Below are 19,170 nucleotides of genomic sequence, written 5' to 3'. Positions count from 1 at the left end.
GGGGATTACTCCTTGAAGTCCGCCGCGTCGGTGCCCGCCGCTGGCGGCACCTGATCCGCGGTCCCGGGCCGGGCCGCGGCGATCGACTCGCGCAGCACCTCCCGGTCGTCGAAGGGCCTGACCTCGTCGCGCAGGTACTGGCCCAGCTCATGGCCCTTGCCCGCCACCAGCACGCTGTCGCCCGGCCGGGCATGGGCGACGGCCGTACCGACGGCCTCCAGGCGGTCGGGGACGACCAGCACCGCGCCGCGCTCCGCCCGGGGGACCTCCACCGCGCCGCCGAGCATGGCGGCCAGGATGGCCAGCGGGTCCTCCGAGCGGGGGTTGTCGCTGGTGAGGACGGCGGTGTCGGCCAGCGAGGCGGCAATGGCACCCATCGCGCCGCGCTTGTGCGGGTCCCGATCGCCGCCGCAGCCGACCACCACGTGCACCCGGCCCTTGGTGACCTCCCGCAGCGACTCCAGCACGGCCCGCAGCGCATCCGGCTTGTGGGCGTAGTCGACCACCGCCAGATACGGCTGGCCGATGTCCACCCGCTCCATCCGCCCCGGCACACCGGGGACGGCGGCGACCCCCGCCACCGCGTCGGCCAGCGGCAGCCCGGCACTGGCCAGGGCGGCCACGGCGGCGAGCGCGTTGGCGACGTTGAAGGGGCCGGGCAGCGACACCGAGGCGTCCGCCGAGGCGCCGTCCGGACCGACCACCCGGAAGAGGGAGCCGGACGGCCCCAGCTGGACCGACTCGGCGCGCCAGTCGGCCGCCGGGTCGCCGGTCGCGGAGAAGGTGACCACCGGGATGCCCGCCTCGGCGGCCAGCCTGCGGCCGTACGCGTCGTCCAGGTTGACCACGCCCAGCCGGGCGCGGCGCTCGGTGAACAGCTGCGCCTTGGCCCGGTAGTAGTCCTCCATGTCGGGGTGGAAGTCCAGGTGCTCCGGCGTCAGGTTGAGGAAGACCGCGATGTCGTAGACGACCCCGTCGACCCGGCCGAACACCAGCGCGTGGCTGGAGACCTCCATGGCGACCGCGTCGGCGCCCCGCTCGCGCATCAGCGCCAGGACGGCGTGCAGGTCGGTGGCCTCCGGGGTGGTGCGCTCGCTCTTGATCCGCTCCCGGCCGACCCGCATCTCCACGGTGCCGACCAGCCCGGTGGCGCGGTCGGCGCCGCGCAGACCGCCCTCGATCAGGTACGAGGTGGTGGTCTTGCCGCTGGTGCCGGTGACGCCGATCATCAGCAGCTGTTCGGCGGGGCGCCCGTAGACGGCGGCGGCCAGCGCGCCGACCCGGGCACGCGGGTCGTCCACCACCAGCAGCGGCACGCCGCAGTCGGCCGCGAGCGCGGCGCCCGCCGGGTCGGTGAGCAGCGCCACCGCGCCACCGGCGACCGCCTGGGCGGCGAAGGCGGCGCCGTGGTGGTGGGCGCCGGGCAGGGCGGCGTAGAGGTCACCGGGGCGCACCGCGCGGGAGTCGTGGGTGATGCCGGTGACATCCGCCCCCGCCGGGTCCTGCTCGGGGGCGAGGTCCAGCAGCTCGGCGACGGCGCGGAGCGGGGTCGGGCGGACTGCGGCGGGGCGCGGCGGACCGGGGTGCTGCGGGCCGGAGTGGTTCGGGGGCTGATCAGGTTTCGGCACGGCAGGCAGGGTATCCGCAGCCGTGGCGCCGGGGCCAAGTGAGAGGTCGGGGGTGCACCCCGTGGGCTCCTGGGGCGTGATCGACATCACTCGGACTCTCCTGTCGCTGCTCATGGCTTCCACTCGACCGGCAGGTGCGGCGCGTCGGTTCCGCTCGGCGGGACCTGCAGGGTCTTGAGGGCGAACTCCATCACCTGCTTGAAGACCGGCCCGCACAGCTGGCCGCCGAAGTGCCCGTTGACCGGGTCCTGGAGGGTGCAGGCGACGGTGATCCGGGGCTTGTCGGCGGGCGCGAAGCCGATGAAGGAGGCCGTGTAGCCCGCGTACCCGCCCGCCTTGGGGTCCACCCGGTTGGCGGTGCCGGTCTTTCCCGCCACCCGGTAGCCGGGGATCTGCGCGGAGTTGCCGGTGCCCTGCTCGTCGGTGACCACCGACTCCAGCATCCGGGCGAGGGTCTGCGCGGTCTGCGGGCTGACCACCCGGCTCTGTTCGGGGGCCGGCGCGGGGATGTACCGGCCGTCCGGCCCGGTGGTGCCCCGTACCAGGGTCGGCTCGATCCGTACCCCGCCGTTGGCGATGGTGGAGTACACCGAGGCGGCCTGGAGCGCGTTGAGCGAGAGGCCCTGGCCGAACGGGATGGTGTACTGCTGCGAGCCCTTCCAGTCGGAGCCCTTGGCCAGCAGGCCCTGGGTCTCGCCGGGGAAGTCGAGGCCGGTGGGGCGGCCGATGCCGAACTTGCGCAGGTACTCGTACAGCACCTGGTTGGCCTCCGGCTGGGTCTTGCCCAGCTGCTCGGCGGCCTCGATGGTGCCGATGTTGGACGACTTGGCCAGCACGCCGTTGAGGGTGAGGTGCCAGGTGCCGTGGTCGATGTCGTCGTGGAAGATCCGGTCGGCCCGGTGCAGGGTGCCCGGCACCGTGACATGGGTGTCCCAGGTGGCGGCGCCGGTGTCCAGGATGGCGGCCATGGTCATCAGCTTGGCGGTGCTGCCGGGCTCGTACACGTCCTGGAGGGCGGGGTTGCCCAGCGCGTCGGGGTTCGCGCCGGCCAGGTCGCCCGCGTCGAAGCCCGGCGAGGTGGCCATGGCGAGCACCTGGCCGGTCTGCACGTCCTGGACGACGACATAGCCCTTCTCCGCCCCGGCGGCCTTCACCTCCTCGGAGATGGCGTGCTGGGCCGCCCACTGGATGTCGCGGTCCAGGGTGAGCCGCAGATCGGTGCCGGGGACGGCGGCGTGCTCCTGGAACCCGGCGGTGGGCACCAGCCGGCCGCCGGACTGGGCGTAGGTGATCCGGCCGTCGCGGCCGGCCAGCAGGGTCTGGTACTGCTGCTCCAGGCCGCCCGCGCCCAGGCCGTCGGCGTTGACGAAGCCCACCACGTTGGAGGCCAGGTCGCCCGCGGGGTAGACCCGCTTGCTGGTCTCCCGGGAGAAGACGCCGGCCAGGACGTTGGCGCAGCCGGCGTCCACGGCGGTGCGGCCGCCCTGCGCGGCGGGCTTGCCGACCTTCGCCGCCTGGGCCTGGCAGGCGTAGCTGCCCGCCTGCGCGGCGAAGGCGGTCTTCAGGTCCTTGATCTGGGTCCAGGTCTGCGGGCTCTGCCGGCCGGCGAGCAGCGCGTAGCGGCTGCCGGGCGCGTGCAGGGCGGCGGCCAGCTTCGCCCGGCTGACGCCGAGGATCGGTGCCAGCAGCGCGGCGGCCTGCTCCGGCGCGTCGCGGACATGGGTCTGCTCGGGGGTGAACATCGTCGGGTCGGCGGTGATGTCATAGGCGTCGACCGTGGTGGCCAGTACGACGCCGGAGGCGTCCGTTATGGCACCGCGATCGGCCGGCAGCACATCGTCGACATAGCGGTTGACGGTGGCCTCGGAGGCCAGCGCCGAGGCGTCCACCAGCTGGAGCTGGATCAGCCGGCCGGCGAACAGCGAGAAGATCACGGCCAGCGCCACGGTGGCCACCCGCAGCCGGCGGCGCGGGTCGCCCAGCCGGACCACCCCGGCGGCGGGGCGGCGCGGCGGGCGGCCGGCCCGGCCGGCGGCCGCGGTGCGCGGCCGGGGCGGGCGGGGGGCGGCGCCGGAGGGCGGGCCGCCGGCGGCGGGGCGGCGGCCGGGGGCCGGGCCCCGGGGGGGCTGCCGGGGGGTGCTCATCGGGTGTCACCTCCCGCCGTGCCGCCGGGGGCGGGCCGCACGGTGATGTCGACGGCGGAGGACTGCGGGGTGGGTGCGGGCACCGTCCCGCGCGCGGTGGCGGAGGCGGTCGGGGTGGGCGCCCCGGTGGCGGGGGCGGGGCTGCCGAGGATCTTGCCGTCGTCGCGCAGGAAAGCCGGGTTGCCGCCGGGCACCATGCCCAGCCGGGCGGCCCGGCGCTCCAGGGCACCGGGGGCGGACCACTGGTCGATCTGCTGCTCCAGGCTCTGCTGCTCGTCGGTGAGCCTGGTGGTCTCCCGCTGTAGCCGGGAGAGTTCGAAGGAGCCCTGGTTGAGGGCGGTGTTGAGCATCAGCAGGCCGATCAGGCCGACGGCCAGCAGCACCACGACCAGGACCGCGAACGGCATCCGGCCGGGCCCCTGGCGGCGGCCGGCGGCGGTCCTGCGGACGGCCGGGCGCGACCGGGCTCCGGCCTGGCCGGGCAGCCGGCGCGGCCCAGCCGTCCCCGCTGCGGGCACGCTCAACTCCTCGCTCCTTCCCTCCCCCGGCCCGGGGCGCGGGCCCCGGCGGGGCGCTACCCCCTGGCCGCCGTCCGTTCCCTGATCCTCTCCGCAGCGCGCAGCCTGGCCGGGGCGGCGCGCCGGTTCTCCTCGATCTCCGCCTCGGTCGGCAGCTCGGCGCCCCGGGTGAGCAGCTTCAGCCGGGGCTGGTACTCCTCGGGGACGACGGGCAGGCCGGGCGGGGCGGTGCTGGTGGCACCGGCGGCGAAGTACTGCTTGACCAGCCGGTCCTCCAGCGAGTGGTACGAGAGCACGGCGATCCGGCCGCCGACCGCCAGCGCCTCCAGCGCGCCGGGGATCGCCCGGTCCAGCACGGCCAGCTCGCCGTTGACCTCGATCCGCAGCGCCTGGAAGGTGCGCTTGGCCGGGTTGCCGCCGGTGCGGCGGGTGGCGGCGGGGATGGCGTTGCGCACCAGCTCGACCAGACGCGCGCTGGTGGTGAACGGTTCCTTCTCCCGCTCCCGGACGATCACGGTGGCGATCTTCTTCGCGAACCGCTCCTCGCCGTACACCTTGAGGATGCGGGCCAGCGCGCCGTGCTCGTACGTGTTGAGCACCTCGGCGGCGCTCAGGCCCCGGGACTGGTCCATCCGCATGTCCAGCGGGGCGTCCTGGGCGTACGCGAAGCCCCGGTCGGCCTCGTCCAGCTGCATCGAGGAGACGCCGAGGTCGAACAGGACGCCCTGCACCCGGGGGATGCCCAGCCGCTCCAGCACCGCCGGGATCTCGTCGTAGACGGCGTGCACCAGGGTGGCCCGCTCCCCGTACGGGGCGAGCCGCTGCCCGGCCAACTCCAGCGCGGCCGGGTCCCGGTCCACCGCGACCAGCCGGGCCTCGGGGAAGGCGCGCAGCAGCGCCTCGCTGTGCCCGCCGAGGCCGAGGGTCGCGTCGACCACCACGGCGCCGGGTGCGGCCAGGGCGGGAGCGAGGACGTCCAGGCAGCGCTGGAGCATCACCGGTACGTGCTTGGGCCCCTCACTCATGGCGGTTCCCCCTCGCGGCGGCGGTGCGTACGGGGGTGGTGGTGCTCATGTCGCGGTGGAGCCCTTCTCGATGCGCGGACGCCCCGGGGCGGGGAGCCGTGTCACCACCCATGGTGGGGGACGGCCGCCCGTCCGGGGCGCCTGGGGTCCGCCCGGGGAACCGGACGCACCGCCTGGTCCCCGCCCGCTCACTGGGGAAGTGACCCGTCTGGCACCGGGGAAGGTGCGCCAGGGGGTGCGGAGCGGGAGGAGGCCGGGCGCGGCGTCCGGCGGGTGGGGCGGGGTCGGGCGGCGCCGTACGCTTCCGGCCCGGCGGCTTGCGGCGGGCGGCAACCGGCGGGTGGCGAGCGACGTATGACGGCCCGTGGCACTCCGGCGTCACTCTACTCCACGGCCCGGCCCGGTCAATCGCCCGCGATTTCCCCGGGGCGACGGCGGGCGGGCCCGCGAAAGGCCAGCTCAGCGCGGGCGGGCGGGAATCGGCGGCCGTACGGCGGGGCTCCGGCGGCGGCGGGGACCACCCGTACGGCCCACGGGCGTGCCCCTGGCCGCTCAGCCACGCACGGCCCCCCAGGGGCGCGAGGAACTGCGCGGCCAACCACCCACCACCCAAAGAGCAACAACGGTCGGACCGGCGCGCTACGTGAGTGGTGGGTTCCTCGCGCAGTTCCTCGCGCCCCTGACCGGGGGACCCTCGGCCGCTGACCACCGCAACCACCACCCCAGGAGGTCGGAACGGTCGGATCGGCGCGCTACCTGAGTGATGGGTTCCTCGCGCAGTTCCTCGCGCCCCTGACCGGGGGACCCCTCGGCCGCTCAGCCACCCACAGCCCCCAGGGGCGCGAGGAACTGCGCGGCCAACCACCCACCACCCAGAGAGCAACAACGGTCGGACCGGCGCGCTACCTGAGTGGTGGGTTCCTCGCGCAGTTCCTCGCGCCCCTGACCGGGGGACCCCTCGGCCGCTGACCACCGCAACCACCACCCCTAGAGGTCGGAACGGTCGGATCAGCGCGCTACCTGAGTGATGGGTTCCTCGCGCCCCTGACCGGGGGACCCCTCGGCCGCTCAGCCACCCACAGCCACCACCCCAGGAGGTCGGAACGGTCGGATCGGTGGGCTACGTGGGGGTGGGGTTTCTCGCGGCACTGACGGGGGGCCGCAGGCGCGCGGCTCGGGGGTGGTGGGGGCTCCAGGTGGGGGGAATGCGTCGGCTTGATGGGTGATGGCGGGGGGTGGGGTGGGTTGGGGGTGGTGGGACGGGAGATCGGGAGCGGGTGAGAGTGGTCGTTCCGTACAGCGAGTGAGGTCAGCCGTGGGGAAGCAGCGCAGCATCGTCCACCGCCGGAGCGCCGCCGCTGCGGCCGCCTGCCTGCTGGTCCTGGCCGGGTCGGCCGGGCCGGCGTCGGCCCGGGGGCGTGGCGGGGGTGCCAAGGACGCGACGGCCCGGGTGCTGGCCCTGGTCAACGGTGAGCGGCGGGAGGCCGGTTGCCGCCCGCTGACCCTGGACCGGCGGCTGAGCGAGTCCGCCCGGCAGCACAGCCGGGACATGGCGTACCGCCACTGGATGTCGCACCTGGGCTCGGACGGTTCGCAGCCGGTGGACCGGATCAGGGACACCGGCTACCGCGCCCTGGCGTGGGGCGAGAACGTCGCCCAGGGCTTCCGCACCGCCCGGGGCGTGGTGGACGCGTGGATGACCAGCCCCGGCCACCGGGAGAACATCCTGGACTGCGGATACGCGCAGACCGGCATCGGCCTGGCCGAGCCCGGCGACTACTGGACGCAGGACTTCGGCGCCGCCCGCTGAGCCCGCCCACTCCTCCCTTCCCCCTCCCCCCTCCCGGCCCCCAACCGGGGCAAACAGCGCGTGTCGCCCGGCCAAGTGACTTGTGGCACCGATCCAGGAAGAATGCGTGGAGCAGACCTGGGCCCCGCACCACCTGGGGCGGTCTGTCCGCGTACCGCAGCCGAGCTGGCGGTCCCTAAGGAACCGATCCGGCGGGGGGCGCGTAATTCGGGGTGGAGGGGCCGCTTCGGGGTGTGGGGCGGCCGACAGGATGGGCCGAGGAGCAGCGGGTGACGACCTTCAACGAACGTGCCGGTCTCGACGGGCAGGGGCCGTCCGGCGCCGCCTATCCAGGGGCCGGGGCGGGGGCGGCGACGCCTGACTTCCGGCGGGGGCCGGCCGGTCTCGACGAGCTCGGCAGCGTGGTGGAGCGGGTCCGGGCGTCCGTCGAGAGCGTCATCGAGGGCAAGCCGGAGGCGGTGCGGATCGCGCTGACGGTGATGCTGGCCGAGGGCCATCTGCTGATCGAGGACGTACCGGGCGTCGGCAAGACCATGCTGGCCAAGACGCTGGCCAGGTCGGTGGACTGCACCGTGCGCCGCATCCAGTTCACGCCGGACCTGCTGCCGTCGGACGTCACCGGCACCAACATCTTCGACCAGAACCGCCGCGACTTCGAGTTCCGCCCCGGCGCCATCTTCGCCCAGATCGTGGTCGGCGACGAGATCAACCGCGCCTCGCCCAAGACCCAGTCGGCGCTGCTGGAGTCGATGGAGGAGCGGCAGGTCACCATCGACGGCACCAGCTATGAGCTGCCGTCCCCGTTCATGGTGATCGCCACCCAGAACCCGGTGGAGATGGAGGGCACCTACCCGCTGCCCGAGGCGCAGCGCGACCGCTTCATGGCCCGGATCTCCATCGGCTACCCCGGCCCCGAAGCCGAGCTGGCGATGCTGGACACCCACGGCGGCGCCTCCCCGCTGGACGGCCTGCGGCCGGTGGCGCACTCCCATGACATCCTGGGCCTGATCGAGGCGGTGCGCTCCGTGCACGTCGCCGACACGGTGCGCCGCTACGCGGTGGACCTGGTGGGCGCCACCCGCACCTCCCCCGAACTGCGGCTCGGCGCCTCGCCGCGGGCCACCCTGCACCTGCTGCGCGCGGCCCGCGCGGCCGCCGCCCTGGAGGGCCGCGACTACGTACTGCCGGACGATGTGCAGGCCCTCGCGGTGCCGGTGCTGGCGCACCGGCTGCTGCCCAGCGCCGAGACCCAGCTGAGCCGCCGCAGCAGCGAGCAGGTGGTCCGGGACCTGGTGCAGCGGCTGCCGATCCCGCGCCCGTTCGCGGACCAGGGCGCCGGCGCCCGGAGGGGCTGAGGTGACGCGGAAGGGGGCGGAGGGCCCGTCGGGGCTGCGTACCGGCCTGCGCGGGCTGACCACCCGGGGCCGCTCCTTCCTGGCCGCGGGGCTGACCGCCGTACTGTGCGCCTACTTCCTCGGCCAGGACGCGCTGTTGCGGGTCGGCATCCTGCTGGCCCTGCTGCCGCCGGCCGCCGCCGTCCTGCTGCTGCGCACCCGCTACCGGGTGGCCAGCGGCCGCCGGCTCACCCCGCACCGGGTGCCGGCCGGGCAGGAGGCGCGGGTGCAGCTGCGGGTGGACAACGTCTCGCGGGTGCCCACCGGGCTGCTGATGCTGGAGGACCGGGTGCCGTACGTGCTCGGGCCGCGCCCGCGCTTCGTCCTGGACCGGGTGGAGCCGCACGGCCACCGGGAGGTCTCCTACCGGGTCCGCTCGGACCTGCGCGGCCGCTATCCGCTGGGGCCGCTCCAGCTGCGGCTGTCCGACCCGTTCGGGATGTGCGAGCTGACCCGGGCCTTCACCTCCTCCGACATGCTCACCGTGGTGCCCAAGGTGCAGCCGCTGCCGCCGATCAGGCTGGCCGGCGAGTGGACCGGCTACGGCGACAACCACTCCCGGGTGGTGGCGGTGGCCGGCGAGGACGATGTGATCCCGCGCGGCTACCGGCACGGCGACGACCTGCGGCGGGTGCACTGGAAGTCCACCGCCCGGTACGGCGAGCTGATGGTGCGCCGCGAGGAGCAGCCGCTGCGCTCCCGGGCCACCGTGCTGCTGGACACCCGGGCGGGCGGCCACCTGGGCGTCGGCCCGGCCTCCTCCTTCGAGTGGGCGATCACCACGGCCGCCTCGGTGGCGGTCCATCTGCTGGAGCGCGGCTACGCGGTGCGGCTGCTCACCGACACCGGCGCCTCGGTGCCCGCTGCGGGTGCCGGGGAGAGCGGCGGCCCGGCGTCGGAGGTGGCCGGGCTGGTGCTGGACACCCTCGCGGTGACGCAGCTGTCCGACGGCGACGGGCTGTCGCGGGCCGAGGAGGTGCTGCGGCTCGGCGGTGAGGGCCTGGTGGTCGCCGTCCTGGGCTCGCTGGACGAGGAGCAGGCGGCCCGGCTGGGCCGGCTGCGCCGCCGGACCGGCGCCGCGGTGGCCTTCCTGCTGGACACCGAGAGCTGGTCGGGCCTGCGGCAGCTGCTGCCGGGCGTCGATCCGGCGCAGAGCTCCGCCCAGGAGCGGCTGCTGCGCGAGTCCGGCTGGACCGTGCTGCGGGCCCACGCCGGGGACTCGGCGGCGGCGCTGTGGCGGCAGGCCGACCGGAACGCCCGGCCGGGCCCGGCCCCGGGCGGGTCCATACCGAGCTTCGCCGGCGGCTCGGCGCCCCGTACGGGCGGAGAACCACGTACGGGCAGAGAGCGGCGGACGGACGGAGAGGGGGGTCCGGTATGACAGGCCGTACCCGGCTGACGCTGTGCTCGGCGGCGGCCGTGATGCTGGTGGCGTTCTGCCTGGTGCCGCTGCTCAGCTCGGCGGGCTGGCTGCTGCACGCGGCCGTCCTGGTGGTGGCCACGGCGGGGGCCGGAGCGCTGGTGCGGCGGCTGCCGCTGCCCCGCTCGCTGGCGCCGGTGGTCCAACTGCTGGTGCTGGCCTACCTGCTGCTGCTGGACTTCGTCCGCGGCGCGCAGCTCGCCGGGGTGATCCCGGGCCCGGCGACGCTCGATCAGCTGGTCCGGCTGCTGCGCAGCGGCCTCGACGACATCAACAGCTATGGCACCCCGGCCCCCGACACCCCCGGGCTGCGGCTGATCCTGGTCGGCTCGGTGGCGCTGGTGGCGCTGATCGTGGACACCCTGGCGGTCACCTACCGGCGGGCGGCGCTGGCGGGGCTGCCGCTGCTGGCGCTGTACTCGGTGGGCACCGGGCTGGGCGACGGCGACCTGGCGTGGCTGTGGTTCCTGCTGGCGGCGGGCGGCTATCTGACGGTGCTGTACGCGGAGGGCCAGGACCGGCTCTCCCGCTGGGGGCGGGTCTTCCAGGGCGCCGGGCGCTTCGGCGGCGGGTCGGCGCCGCTCACCAGGGGCGGCCACCGGATCGGGGTGCTGGCGCTGGCGGTCGCGCTGCTGGTGCCGCTGCTGCTGCCCAAGCTGGGCGACGGCATCCTCGGCAGGGAGCTGGGCCACCACGGGGGCGGCGGCGGGACGATCACCGCCGTCAACCCGGTGGTCTCGCTCCAGTCGGACCTGAACCGCCCGGACAACATCGAGCAGCTGCGGTACACCACCACCTCCAAGCACGCCGGGGACATGTACCTCCGGATCGGGGTGTCGGACGACTTCAACGGCGTCGACTGGAAGCCCTCCCAGCAGAAGGTCGAGGACGTCCCGTCCGTGCTGCCGCAGCCCGCCGGGCTGTCCACGGCCACCCCCCGCGCGGATGTGTCGACCCGGATCGTCATCGGCGGCCATCTGAGCCAGGACTGGCTGCCCATGCCGTATCCGGCCTCTGCGGTGGACGTCCCCGGCGACTGGCGGTTCGAGCCCGGCAGCCGCACCCTGGTCGGTGACAAGGGGCAGAAGACGCTCGGCCTGACGTACACCGTGCGGAGCCTGGACGTGGAGCCCACCGCTGAGCAGTTGCGGGCCGCGCCCGTGGCGCCGGAGGACATCCGGGCGCGCTACCTCAGGCTGCCCGCCGACCTCCCGGCCGTGGTGCGCAGCACCGCGCTGGCGGTGACCCGGGACGCCGCCACCCCGTACGACAAGGCGGTGGCGTTGCAGAACTGGTTCGCGACGTCGGGTGAGTTCAGCTACAACACCGAGGTGCGGGCCGGTACCGGCTCCAACGCCATCGTCCAGTTCCTCCAGGACAAGCAGGGCTTCTGCGTGCACTTCTCCGCCACCATGGCGGCGATGGCCCGGGTGCTGGGCATCCCGGCGCGGGTCGCGGTCGGCTTCACCTCGGGCACCCAGCAGTTCGACGGCAGCTGGGCGGTGGGCACCAAGGACGCCCACGCCTGGCCCGAGCTGTACTTCGAGGGGGCGGGCTGGCTGCGCTTCGAGCCCACTCCGGCCCGGGGCACCGCCCCCGCGTACACCGAGCAGGAGCAGAAGACCGGGCCGGACGGCACCGAGCAGCAGCCGACCCCCGAGCCGACGGTGCGGCCGACGGCCGCACCCAGCCCCGACACGTCCTGTGCGGCGGACGGCTGCGACAGCCCGCAGACCACGGTGCAGGTGGCCGTGGAGCGGAAGTCGTCATGGCCGGCGGTCGGGGTGCTGGTGGGGATCGGCGCCGGTGTGCTGCTGGTGGTGCTGCTGCTGATACCGATGCTCTGGCGGGCCAGGCAGCGCCGGGTCCGGCTGCGCCCGGCGGCGGGCGGCGGGTCCGGGCCGGTGGAGCTGACGGACGCGCAGGTGCTGGCCGCCTGGCAGGAGCTGGTGGACTCGGCGTGGGATCTGGGCATCGCGCCGGACGAGGCGGAGACCCCGCGCCGTACGGTCTCCCGGATCACGACGGTGGCCGGGCTGGACGGCGAGCCGCTGGAGGCGGCCGGGCGGGTGGCGCTGGCCACCGAGCGGATGCTGTACGCCCGTACCTCGGGGGCGTCCGCGCGGCTCGGCAGTGATGTGCGCACCGCCAGCGAGGGCCTGCGGGCGTCGGTCGGCCGGTGGGTCAGGGTGCGGGCGGTGCTGCTGCCCCCCTCGTCGGTCCGGCTGGCCTGGCGGCTGGCCGACGGGCTGGAGGCCGGTCGCACGGCGGTGCGCGGCGCGCTGTGGGCGGTGCGGCGGCGGGTCGTCGCCGGGGCCGGGCGGCTGCGGCGGGGGCGCGGCCGGGGCTGACCCGGCGGGTGCGGGGCTGACCCGGCGGGTGACTGTGCGGGACAGATGACGGTGCAGGACAGATGACTGTGCAGGACATGTGAAGGCGGTGGGCGGACAGAGAGTATCTGTCCGCCCACCGCCTTCACCACGCTCTGCGCCGCGTCACGGTCGACCCGGTCGGCGGCCGCCGCCGTCAGGAACCCTGCTGCTCGTCCCTGCGGCGCTGCCAGCGCTGCTCGATACGGTCCATCACCCCGGCGCGCCGGGGTGGGACGGAGGCGGATCGGGCGGTGCCGCTGCCTCCGCCGCGCGGTGCGCGCCTCCAGCCGGTGACGGCGAGCAGCGCGCAGCCCAACATGACCAGGAAGCCGACCACGCTCACCCAGATGAGCTGGGCGACCATGCCCCCCATCAGGAGGCCGACGCCCACCACGAACCCCGCGACGGCCTGATAGACGCGCCGACGGGTGTAGGTGCGCAGGCCGGTTCCCTCAAGCGCTGTCGCGAACTTGGGATCTTCGGCGTACAGCGCTCGCTCCATCTGCTCAAGCAGTCGCTGCTCGTGCTCCGAGAGCGGCACGGAGTCCTCCTACTCATCGGTCGCGGGGGGCGACCGGCGCCACCCCTGGTGGGGCGGCGAGCCCCTTCAGGATAGGCAGGGAGCAGCCTCCGCGGAACCCACCCCATTGCCCACAGCCACAGCGCGGTTCCCGACGGTTGCCACTCCGCCATGCCATCCGGGCCCCGATGTGGTCCATATGCCCCATGCACCTGGCTGTCATGCTTCGTTGCTTTACCCAGATCATACGGTCCGCCGACCTCTTGTGGAGAAGTCAACGGCAGGTGCGTTGGACCACTCCCCCGTGGGGTCTCCTGCCGTCCTTCCAACGGTCGGCCCCCGGCCCGAGTGCCCGGCCGGGCGGCCGGACGCCCCGGTACCCGCGCGGCCGATGAGACTGGCGGGGCGGACGGCGCCGTCACCGAACCGGCGGCTGACCTCGTCCACCGCCGCCTCCACCTCCCGCCAGCCGTGCTCGCGCTCGCCCAGAGCGGGCTGCACGGCCCGCCCGGCGGCGGCCACCAGGCCCTCCGCCCGCACCCCCACCAGGCGGACCCGGGCCCGCTGGAGGTGCAGGCCGCGGTGGAGCGCGGTGGCCGCCGCGTACAGGTCGCGGGCCAGGTCGACCGGCTCGGGCAGCGTCCGGGAGCGGGTGATCGTGCTGCTGTCCGCCCTGGTGCCGGTGGCGCCGAAGCGGACCTTGAGGGTGACCGTACGGGCCGCCAGGCGGCCGGCCCGCAGCCGGGCGGCGGTGGCGGCGGCCAACGCCAGCAGGGTGCGCTCGACCGTCTCCGGGTCGTCGGTGTCGGCGGGGTAGGTGTGCTCGGCGCCCAGGCTGCGCTCGGCGCGGTGCGGGACCACCGGCCGCTCGTCGACGCCCTGGGCGAGGCGGTGCAGCTGGTCGCCGGCGGCGGCGCCGAGCATCCGGCGCAGGGTGGCGCGCGGGGTGTCGGCCAGGTCGGCCACCGTGGTCAGGCCGAAGCGGTGCAGCAGCTCGGCGGTGCGCTCACCGACGCCGGGCAGGCCGGTGGCGGGCAGCGGGCGCAGGAACTCCGCGACCTGGGCCGGGTGCACCGCGCGCTGGCCGTCCGGCTTGGCGGCGGTGGCGGCCAGCTTGGCGACCAGCTTGCTGGGGCCGACGCCGACCGAGGCGGTGAGGCCCTGCTCGGCGGCGATGCCGGCGCGGATCTTCCGGGCGAGGTCCAGCGGGTCGCCGGGGACGCCGGCCAGGTCGAGGTACGCCTCGTCCAGCGAGACCGGCTCCACCCGGCGGGCGAGGGAGTGCAGCAGCTCCATCACCCCGGCGGAGGCGAGGGCGTACTCGTCGTGGTCGGGCGGCAGCAGTACGGCCTGCGGGCAGAGCCGGCGGGCCCTGCCGGTGGGCTGTCCGGCGTGCACGCCGCAGGCGCGGGCGTCGTACGTCGCGGACAGCACCACGCCGCGCGGCCCGGGGCCCGCCACCACCACGGGGCGGCCGTGCAGCTCGGGGCGGCGGCGCAGCTCCACCGAGGCGTAGAACGCGTCGAGGTCCACCAGCAGGACGGTGGTGGCGGTCATGGCGCCACCGCCGTGCGGGTGGTGCGGCTGGTGCGGGCCGTGCCGGTCGTGCGGGCCGTGCGGGTGGTGTGGTTCGTGCGGGCCGTGCGGGTGGTGCTGCGGTCAGTGGAGCTCGGCGAGCAGGTGCAGCTGGGTGGCGACGGAGTGGAAGGCGGGCTGCTGGGCAGCGGCCTCCTCCAGCTTGAGCAGTGCCTCCACCGCGCCGGGCTCGGTGTCGACCAGCACGCCGGGGACCAGGTCCGCGAAGACCCGGATGCCGTGGACCGAGACCACCCGCAGGCCGGCGTCGCCGGTGAGCCGGGTGAGCTCGTCGAGGGTGAAGCGGCGCGGCATCGGGTCGCCGGCGCCCCAGCGGCCGGAGGTGTCCTCCAGGGCGTTGCGGGCCTCGGCGAAGTGTCCGGCCAGGGCGCGGGCGAGGACGGCGCCGTCGCGGTTGGCCGCGAGCAGGCTGACCAGGCCGCCCTTGCGCAGCACCGCGGTGAGGCTGCCCAGCGCCTCCGCCGGGTCGTCCACGACCTCCAGGACGCCGTGGCACAGGACCGCGTCGAAGCTGCCGGGCTCGACCAGGTCGGCCAGGGTCTGGGTGTCGCCCTGCACGCCGCGGACCAGGTCGGTGACCCCGGCCTCGGCGGCGCGGCGCTCCAGGGCGAACAGGGCGTCAGGGCTGGGGTCGACCACGGTGACGCGGTGGCCCAGCCGGGCGACGGGCACCGCGAAGTTGCCGGTGCCGCCGCCGGTGTCCAGTACGTCGAGCACCGGCCCGGCCGACTCCTCGCCCCGGCGGGCGAGGGCTTCGCGCAGCACCTCCCAGACCACGGCGGTACGCAGGGAGCTGCGGGGACGCGTCGGGTACACGGAAGGACTCCTCGGCACGGCGGGGCGGGACGGCTCCACCTTAGAGGGTCCGGCGGCAGGGGGCGCGGACGGTGGACAGCCGCTGGGCTGCGCCGATGGCCGGGCGGCGCAGAGCGCGGGCGCGGCGCCGCGACACCCCGGGCCCGGCCCCCGGGCCCTCCGGGCGCGCACGGGCGGGCGGGGCGGCTCGCCCCGGGGCGGAATGCCCGGACACGCCCGAGACGCTCCGGTTCGCACCGGCGGGCCGGGCGGGTCATCCGGGGCTCCCCGGGCTGGAGTGCCAGAGTTTGCGCGGGGCGGACGCGACCGGGGTGCCCGGGGGCCGCAGATCCGCGTACGGGGACTGGCGGAAGCCGCTGGGGTGGAGCAGCACCCGGTGGCCGGCCGGGGCGGGGGCGGCCGGCCGGGGGGTGGCGAGCAGGTCGCGGACGACGGCGCTGCCCTGCTCCTCGCGGAGCCGGTGCAGGGCGGCCAGGTCCCAGGCGGCGGAGGCGGTGAGGGAGACGCCGCGCGGGCCGGTGCGGCGGACGGTGCCCCGGGCCAGCAGCAGCCAGGAGTGGAAGACGGTGGCGGCGGAGGACTGCTGGGCCCGCTCGAAGAAGGCCAGGTCGACCGGGCCGGTGGCGTCGTCGAGGGTGGCGAAGACGACCCGGGTGCCGGTGCGCACCGGCGGGGTCTGGGTGGCGACCTTCACCCCGGCGACCAGGATCTCGGCCCGGTTGCGGGTGCGCAGCAGGTCGCGGGCGCGGGTGACGCCGAGTTCGGCGAGGAAGGGCTCGTACAGGGCGATGATGTGGCTGCTCCAGTCCAGCCCCAGGACCTCGATCTCGGCCCGGACCCGCTCCTCGGCGCCGATCCTGGGCAGGCCGTGCCCGCTGCCGGCCCGGTCGGGGTGCTCGATGCCAGTGGGTGCGCCTTGGAGGGCGAGCTGGCCGGGGCCGGGGGTGCGGCGGCCGGTGCGGGCGCGGGGGCGGTCCGGCTCCATGGCGTCCAGCAGCAGGTCGCGGCGGGTGCGGCCGTCGGGCCCCGGGCTGTCGTCGGAGCCGATCCCGTACAGGGCGTCCAGCGCGCCGACGTGGACCAGCCGCTCCAGGGTGGGGCCGGTCGGCCGGGCCCGGTCGCGGAAGTCGGCCAGCGAGGTGTAGGGGGCGCCCTGCCGGGCGGTGGTGATGCGGGTGAGCTCGGCGGCGCTGATGCCCTTGACGTCCGCGAGGCCGATCCGGATGCCGAGGGTGCCCGCCCCCCGGTCCGCGTCGGCGGCGGGCTCGACCCGGTAGTCGGCGGCGGAGGCGTTGACGTCGGGGCCGAGGATGGGGATGCCCAGCTGCCGGGCGTCGTCGAGGATCAGCCGCTTGGGGTACATCCCAGGGTCGTGGGTGAGGACGCCGGCCAGGAAGGCCGCCGGGTGGTGGGCCTTCAGCCAGGCGGACTGGTAGGTGGGCAGCGCGAAGGCGGCGGCGTGCGCCTTGCAGAAGCCGAAGGAGGCGAACGCCCGCAGCACCTCCCAGACCCGCTCCACCACCGGGCGGGGGTAGCCCCGGCGGTCGGCGGCGGTGGTGAACCAGTCCCCCACCGCGCTCTGGCCGCCGAGGCTGCCCAGCGCCCGGCGGGCCTGGTCGGCGCGGGCGTGGGAGCAGCCGGTCAGCACGGCGATGACCTTGATGACCTGCTCGTGGAAGACGACCACGCCCTCGGTCTCGGCGAGCACCGGCTCCAGGTCGGGGTGCGGGTACCGGGCGGCGGTCCAGCCCTGGCGGGCGTTGAGGAAGGGGGTGACCATGTCACTCTTGACCGGGCCGGGGCGGAAGAGGGAGATGTCGGTGATCAGGTCCTCGAAGGTCTGCGGGCCGAACTTGCCGATCAGCTCCCGCTGTCCGGGCGACTCGATCTGGAAGCAGCCCAGGGTGCGGGTGGAGCGGATCAGCTCGAAGGTGGCGGGGTCGTCGTGCGGGACGGCGTCCAGGTCGATCGCGGTCCGCTCGGTGCGGGCGATCTCGGTGAGGGCGTACGCCATGGCGGACTGCATCCGTACGCCGAGGACGTCCAGCTTGAGCAGGCCGATCTCCTCCACGTCGTCCTTGTCGAACTGGCTCATCCAGAAGCCCTGGGCGCTCGGCTCGGCGGGGGTGAGGTCGCGCAGCCGCTGGTCGGACAGCAGGATGCCGCTGGGGTGCAGGGCGATCTGGCGGGGCAGCCCGTCCAGCCGCTCCACCAGGTCGAACAGCACCGTGAACAGGCCCTGGTCGAACCGGGAGGAGCGCAGCTCCGGCAGGTCGCGCAGTGCGGCGCGGACATCGCGGGCGCGGATGTGCGGGAACGCCTTGGCGACGGCGTCGATCTCCTCGGGCGGCAGGCCGAGGGCGGCGCCGACGTCGCGCACGGCGTGCCGGACGCGGTAGGTCTCCTGCATGGAGACGCAGAGCGTACGGGCGGGCCCGAAGCGCTCCAGCAGCCGCCGGTAGACCTCGGTGCGGCGGGCGGACTCCACGTCGAGGTCGATGTCGGGCAGCGCGGTGCGCCGCTCGGAGAGGAACCGCTCCATCAGCAGGCCGTGGCGCAGCGGGTCGACACCGGAGACGCCGAGCAGGTGGTTGACCAGGCTGCCGGCGCCGGAGCCCCGGGCGGCGCAGCGGATGCCCATGCCCCGGACCATGTCGACGACCTCGGCGACGGTGAGGAAGTACGCCTCGTAGCCGAGGCCGTGGATCAGGGCCAGCTCGTCGTCCAGCCGCGCGGCGGCGGCCGGGCCGCCGGCGGCGCTGCCGTAGCGGCGGATCAGACCGGCCTCGCAGCGGGCGCGCAGCTCGGCGGCGGCGCGGGTCGGGGCGACCCCGAGCACGGCGGGCTCGGGCATCCGGACCGAGCCGAAGCCCAGGTGGGCCCAGGGGTCGAGGGCGAGCCCGGCGGCCAGCTCGGCGGTGTCGGACAGCAGCCGGCGGGCGGCGGGCGGGCCGTGGCCGGCGGCGCGGGCGACCTCCTGGGCGATCGGGGCCATCTCGGCGGCGGACTTGAGGTACCCCTCGGCGTTGGCCCGGTCGAGGTGGCGGCGGTCCAGCGGGACGAGGCGGCGGGCCGCGTCCAGCACGTCCGCGACGGGGGCGTCCTCGGGGCGGGCGTGGCGGACGGCGTTGGTGAGGACGGCGGGCAGTCCGGCCTCGCGGGCGAGGCCGAGCATCCGGGCGGCGACGGGCAGCGAGTGGCGGTGGCCGGGCGGGGCGAGCTGGTGGACGACCTCGATGGCGAGGCCGGCGCCGCTCGCCCGCTCGCGCCAGCGGCGCAGCCGCTCGCGGGCCAGGTCGGGGCGGCCCGCGAGGACGGCGCGGCCGACATCGGAGCCGGGGCCGAGCAGCACCAGCAGATCGCCGTCCAGGGCTCCGGCGGCGGCCAGTTGACGGGGGATCGCCTCCGGGGTGATGGCGGGCCTGCGGCGCTCGGCCGCCGGGTCGGCGGAAGCTGCGGGGTCGGCGGGGCTGGCGGGGCTGGTGGGGCTGGTGGGGCTGGTGGGGTCGGCGGGCAGGTCGGCGCCGTGGGCGGCGCTGACCAGCCGGCACAGGGCGCCCCAGCCGGTCCGGCCGCCACGGGCCAGCACGGTGACCCGGGGCAGCCCGGGGTCGACGGTCCGGCCGCCACGGGCGGGGGTGGTGGCGGGGGGCGGTGGCGGACCGTCCGGCCGCACCGCGAGGTCCGCGCCCAGGACGGGGCCGATACCGGCCCGGACGCAGGCCCTGGCGAAGCGCACCGCACCGTAGAGCCCGTCGCGGTCGGTGAGGGCGAGCAGCGGCATGCCCAGCTCGGCGGCGCGCTCGACCAGCACCTCGGGCGCTGAGGTCCCGTACCGCAGCGAATGGCCGGAGGCCACGTGCAGATGGGCGAAGGAACCGCTCGGTACGGGCGGGAAGGGGTCGGAGTCGGTGGTGCTCAAGGGGA

At 75.7% G+C, this 19,170-nt stretch carries 12 protein-coding genes; 4 read left to right on the top strand and 8 right to left on the bottom strand.

Annotated elements, in window-relative coordinates:
* Window positions 1-5 precede the first annotated feature (5 nt).
* Genes ACIQGZ_RS11625 through rsmH form a run of 4 tightly spaced genes read right to left on the bottom strand, consistent with a single transcriptional unit; the run spans window position 6 to window position 5,315 of the window.
* On the bottom strand, window positions 6-1,718 hold the full coding sequence (locus ACIQGZ_RS11625) for a UDP-N-acetylmuramoyl-L-alanyl-D-glutamate--2,6-diaminopimelate ligase (protein ID WP_402601051.1): 1,713 nt from the start codon (window positions 1,716-1,718) through the stop codon (window positions 6-8).
* A 20-nt stretch (window positions 1,719-1,738) separates the two neighbouring features.
* Window positions 1,739-3,772: a penicillin-binding transpeptidase domain-containing protein gene (locus ACIQGZ_RS11620; protein ID WP_402601049.1), complete on the bottom strand. Its 2,034-nt coding sequence runs from the start codon at window positions 3,770-3,772 to the stop codon at window positions 1,739-1,741.
* The gene (locus ACIQGZ_RS11615; RefSeq protein WP_402601451.1) at window positions 3,769-4,290 is read right to left on the bottom strand and encodes a cell division protein FtsL; all 522 of its coding nucleotides are present in this window, start codon (window positions 4,288-4,290) and stop codon (window positions 3,769-3,771) included. The genes ACIQGZ_RS11620 and ACIQGZ_RS11615 overlap by 4 nt, the downstream gene beginning before the upstream one ends.
* Before the next feature lie 56 nt (window positions 4,291-4,346).
* Complete coding sequence (gene rsmH / locus ACIQGZ_RS11610; RefSeq protein ID WP_402601047.1) at window positions 4,347-5,315, bottom strand: 16S rRNA (cytosine(1402)-N(4))-methyltransferase RsmH; 969 nt, start codon at window positions 5,313-5,315, stop codon at window positions 4,347-4,349.
* Window positions 5,316-6,630: 1,315 nt separating this feature from the next.
* Here rsmH and ACIQGZ_RS11605 point away from each other — a divergent pair.
* From ACIQGZ_RS11605 to ACIQGZ_RS11590, 4 genes are all read left to right on the top strand, one after another.
* Entirely contained in the window at window positions 6,631-7,125 is a 495-nt protein-coding gene (locus ACIQGZ_RS11605; protein WP_402601046.1) for a CAP domain-containing protein, read from the top strand.
* A 401-nt stretch (window positions 7,126-7,526) separates the two neighbouring features.
* A complete protein-coding gene (locus ACIQGZ_RS11600) occupies window positions 7,527-8,480 on the top strand; it encodes an AAA family ATPase (protein WP_402601450.1) in 954 nt (317 codons plus the stop codon).
* Between the two features lies 1 nt (window position 8,481).
* Complete coding sequence (locus tag ACIQGZ_RS11595) at window positions 8,482-9,900, top strand: DUF58 domain-containing protein (RefSeq protein WP_402601045.1); 1,419 nt, start codon at window positions 8,482-8,484, stop codon at window positions 9,898-9,900.
* Window positions 9,897-12,290, top strand: coding sequence for a transglutaminaseTgpA domain-containing protein (locus ACIQGZ_RS11590; RefSeq protein WP_402601044.1), 2,394 nt, complete (start codon window positions 9,897-9,899; stop codon window positions 12,288-12,290). Before ACIQGZ_RS11595 ends, ACIQGZ_RS11590 begins: the two co-directional genes overlap by 4 nt.
* A gap of 175 nt (window positions 12,291-12,465) precedes the next feature.
* On the opposite strand, the gene ACIQGZ_RS11585 is transcribed toward ACIQGZ_RS11590, so the two are convergent.
* From ACIQGZ_RS11585 to ACIQGZ_RS11570, 4 genes are all read right to left on the bottom strand, one after another.
* The gene (locus ACIQGZ_RS11585) at window positions 12,466-12,852 is read right to left on the bottom strand and encodes a DUF3040 domain-containing protein (RefSeq protein WP_402601042.1); all 387 of its coding nucleotides are present in this window, start codon (window positions 12,850-12,852) and stop codon (window positions 12,466-12,468) included.
* A 222-nt stretch (window positions 12,853-13,074) separates the two neighbouring features.
* On the bottom strand, window positions 13,075-14,388 hold the full coding sequence (gene dinB, locus ACIQGZ_RS11580) for a DNA polymerase IV (protein ID WP_402601040.1): 1,314 nt from the start codon (window positions 14,386-14,388) through the stop codon (window positions 13,075-13,077).
* A gap of 102 nt (window positions 14,389-14,490) precedes the next feature.
* Window positions 14,491-15,243 carry a methyltransferase domain-containing protein gene (locus ACIQGZ_RS11575; protein ID WP_402601038.1) on the bottom strand — a complete coding sequence of 251 codons (753 nt, stop codon included), beginning with the start codon at window positions 15,241-15,243 and terminating at the stop codon, window positions 14,491-14,493.
* A 253-nt stretch (window positions 15,244-15,496) separates the two neighbouring features.
* A complete protein-coding gene (locus ACIQGZ_RS11570; RefSeq protein WP_402601036.1) occupies window positions 15,497-19,165 on the bottom strand; it encodes a DNA polymerase III subunit alpha in 3,669 nt (1,222 codons plus the stop codon).
* Between the last annotated feature and the right edge of the window lie 5 nt (window positions 19,166-19,170).

The sequence above is a fragment of the Streptomyces sp. NPDC092296 genome (genome assembly GCF_044755465.1).
Taxonomy (GTDB): domain Bacteria; phylum Actinomycetota; class Actinomycetes; order Streptomycetales; family Streptomycetaceae; genus Peterkaempfera.
This window is presented reverse-complemented; position numbering and strand designations above follow the sequence as displayed.

What these genes read in the sequence shown, in the direction of transcription:
- ACIQGZ_RS11620 (WP_402601049.1), bottom strand. Translation starts at nt 3,772, where the DNA reads ATGAGCACCCCCCGGCAGCCCCCCCGGGGCCCGGCCCCCGGCCGCCGC.
- rsmH (WP_402601047.1), bottom strand. Translation starts at nt 5,315, where the DNA reads ATGAGTGAGGGGCCCAAGCACGTACCGGTGATGCTCCAGCGCTGCCTG.
- ACIQGZ_RS11590 (WP_402601044.1), top strand. Translation starts at nt 9,897, where the DNA reads ATGACAGGCCGTACCCGGCTGACGCTGTGCTCGGCGGCGGCCGTGATG.
- dinB (WP_402601040.1), bottom strand. Translation starts at nt 14,388, where the DNA reads ATGACCGCCACCACCGTCCTGCTGGTGGACCTCGACGCGTTCTACGCC.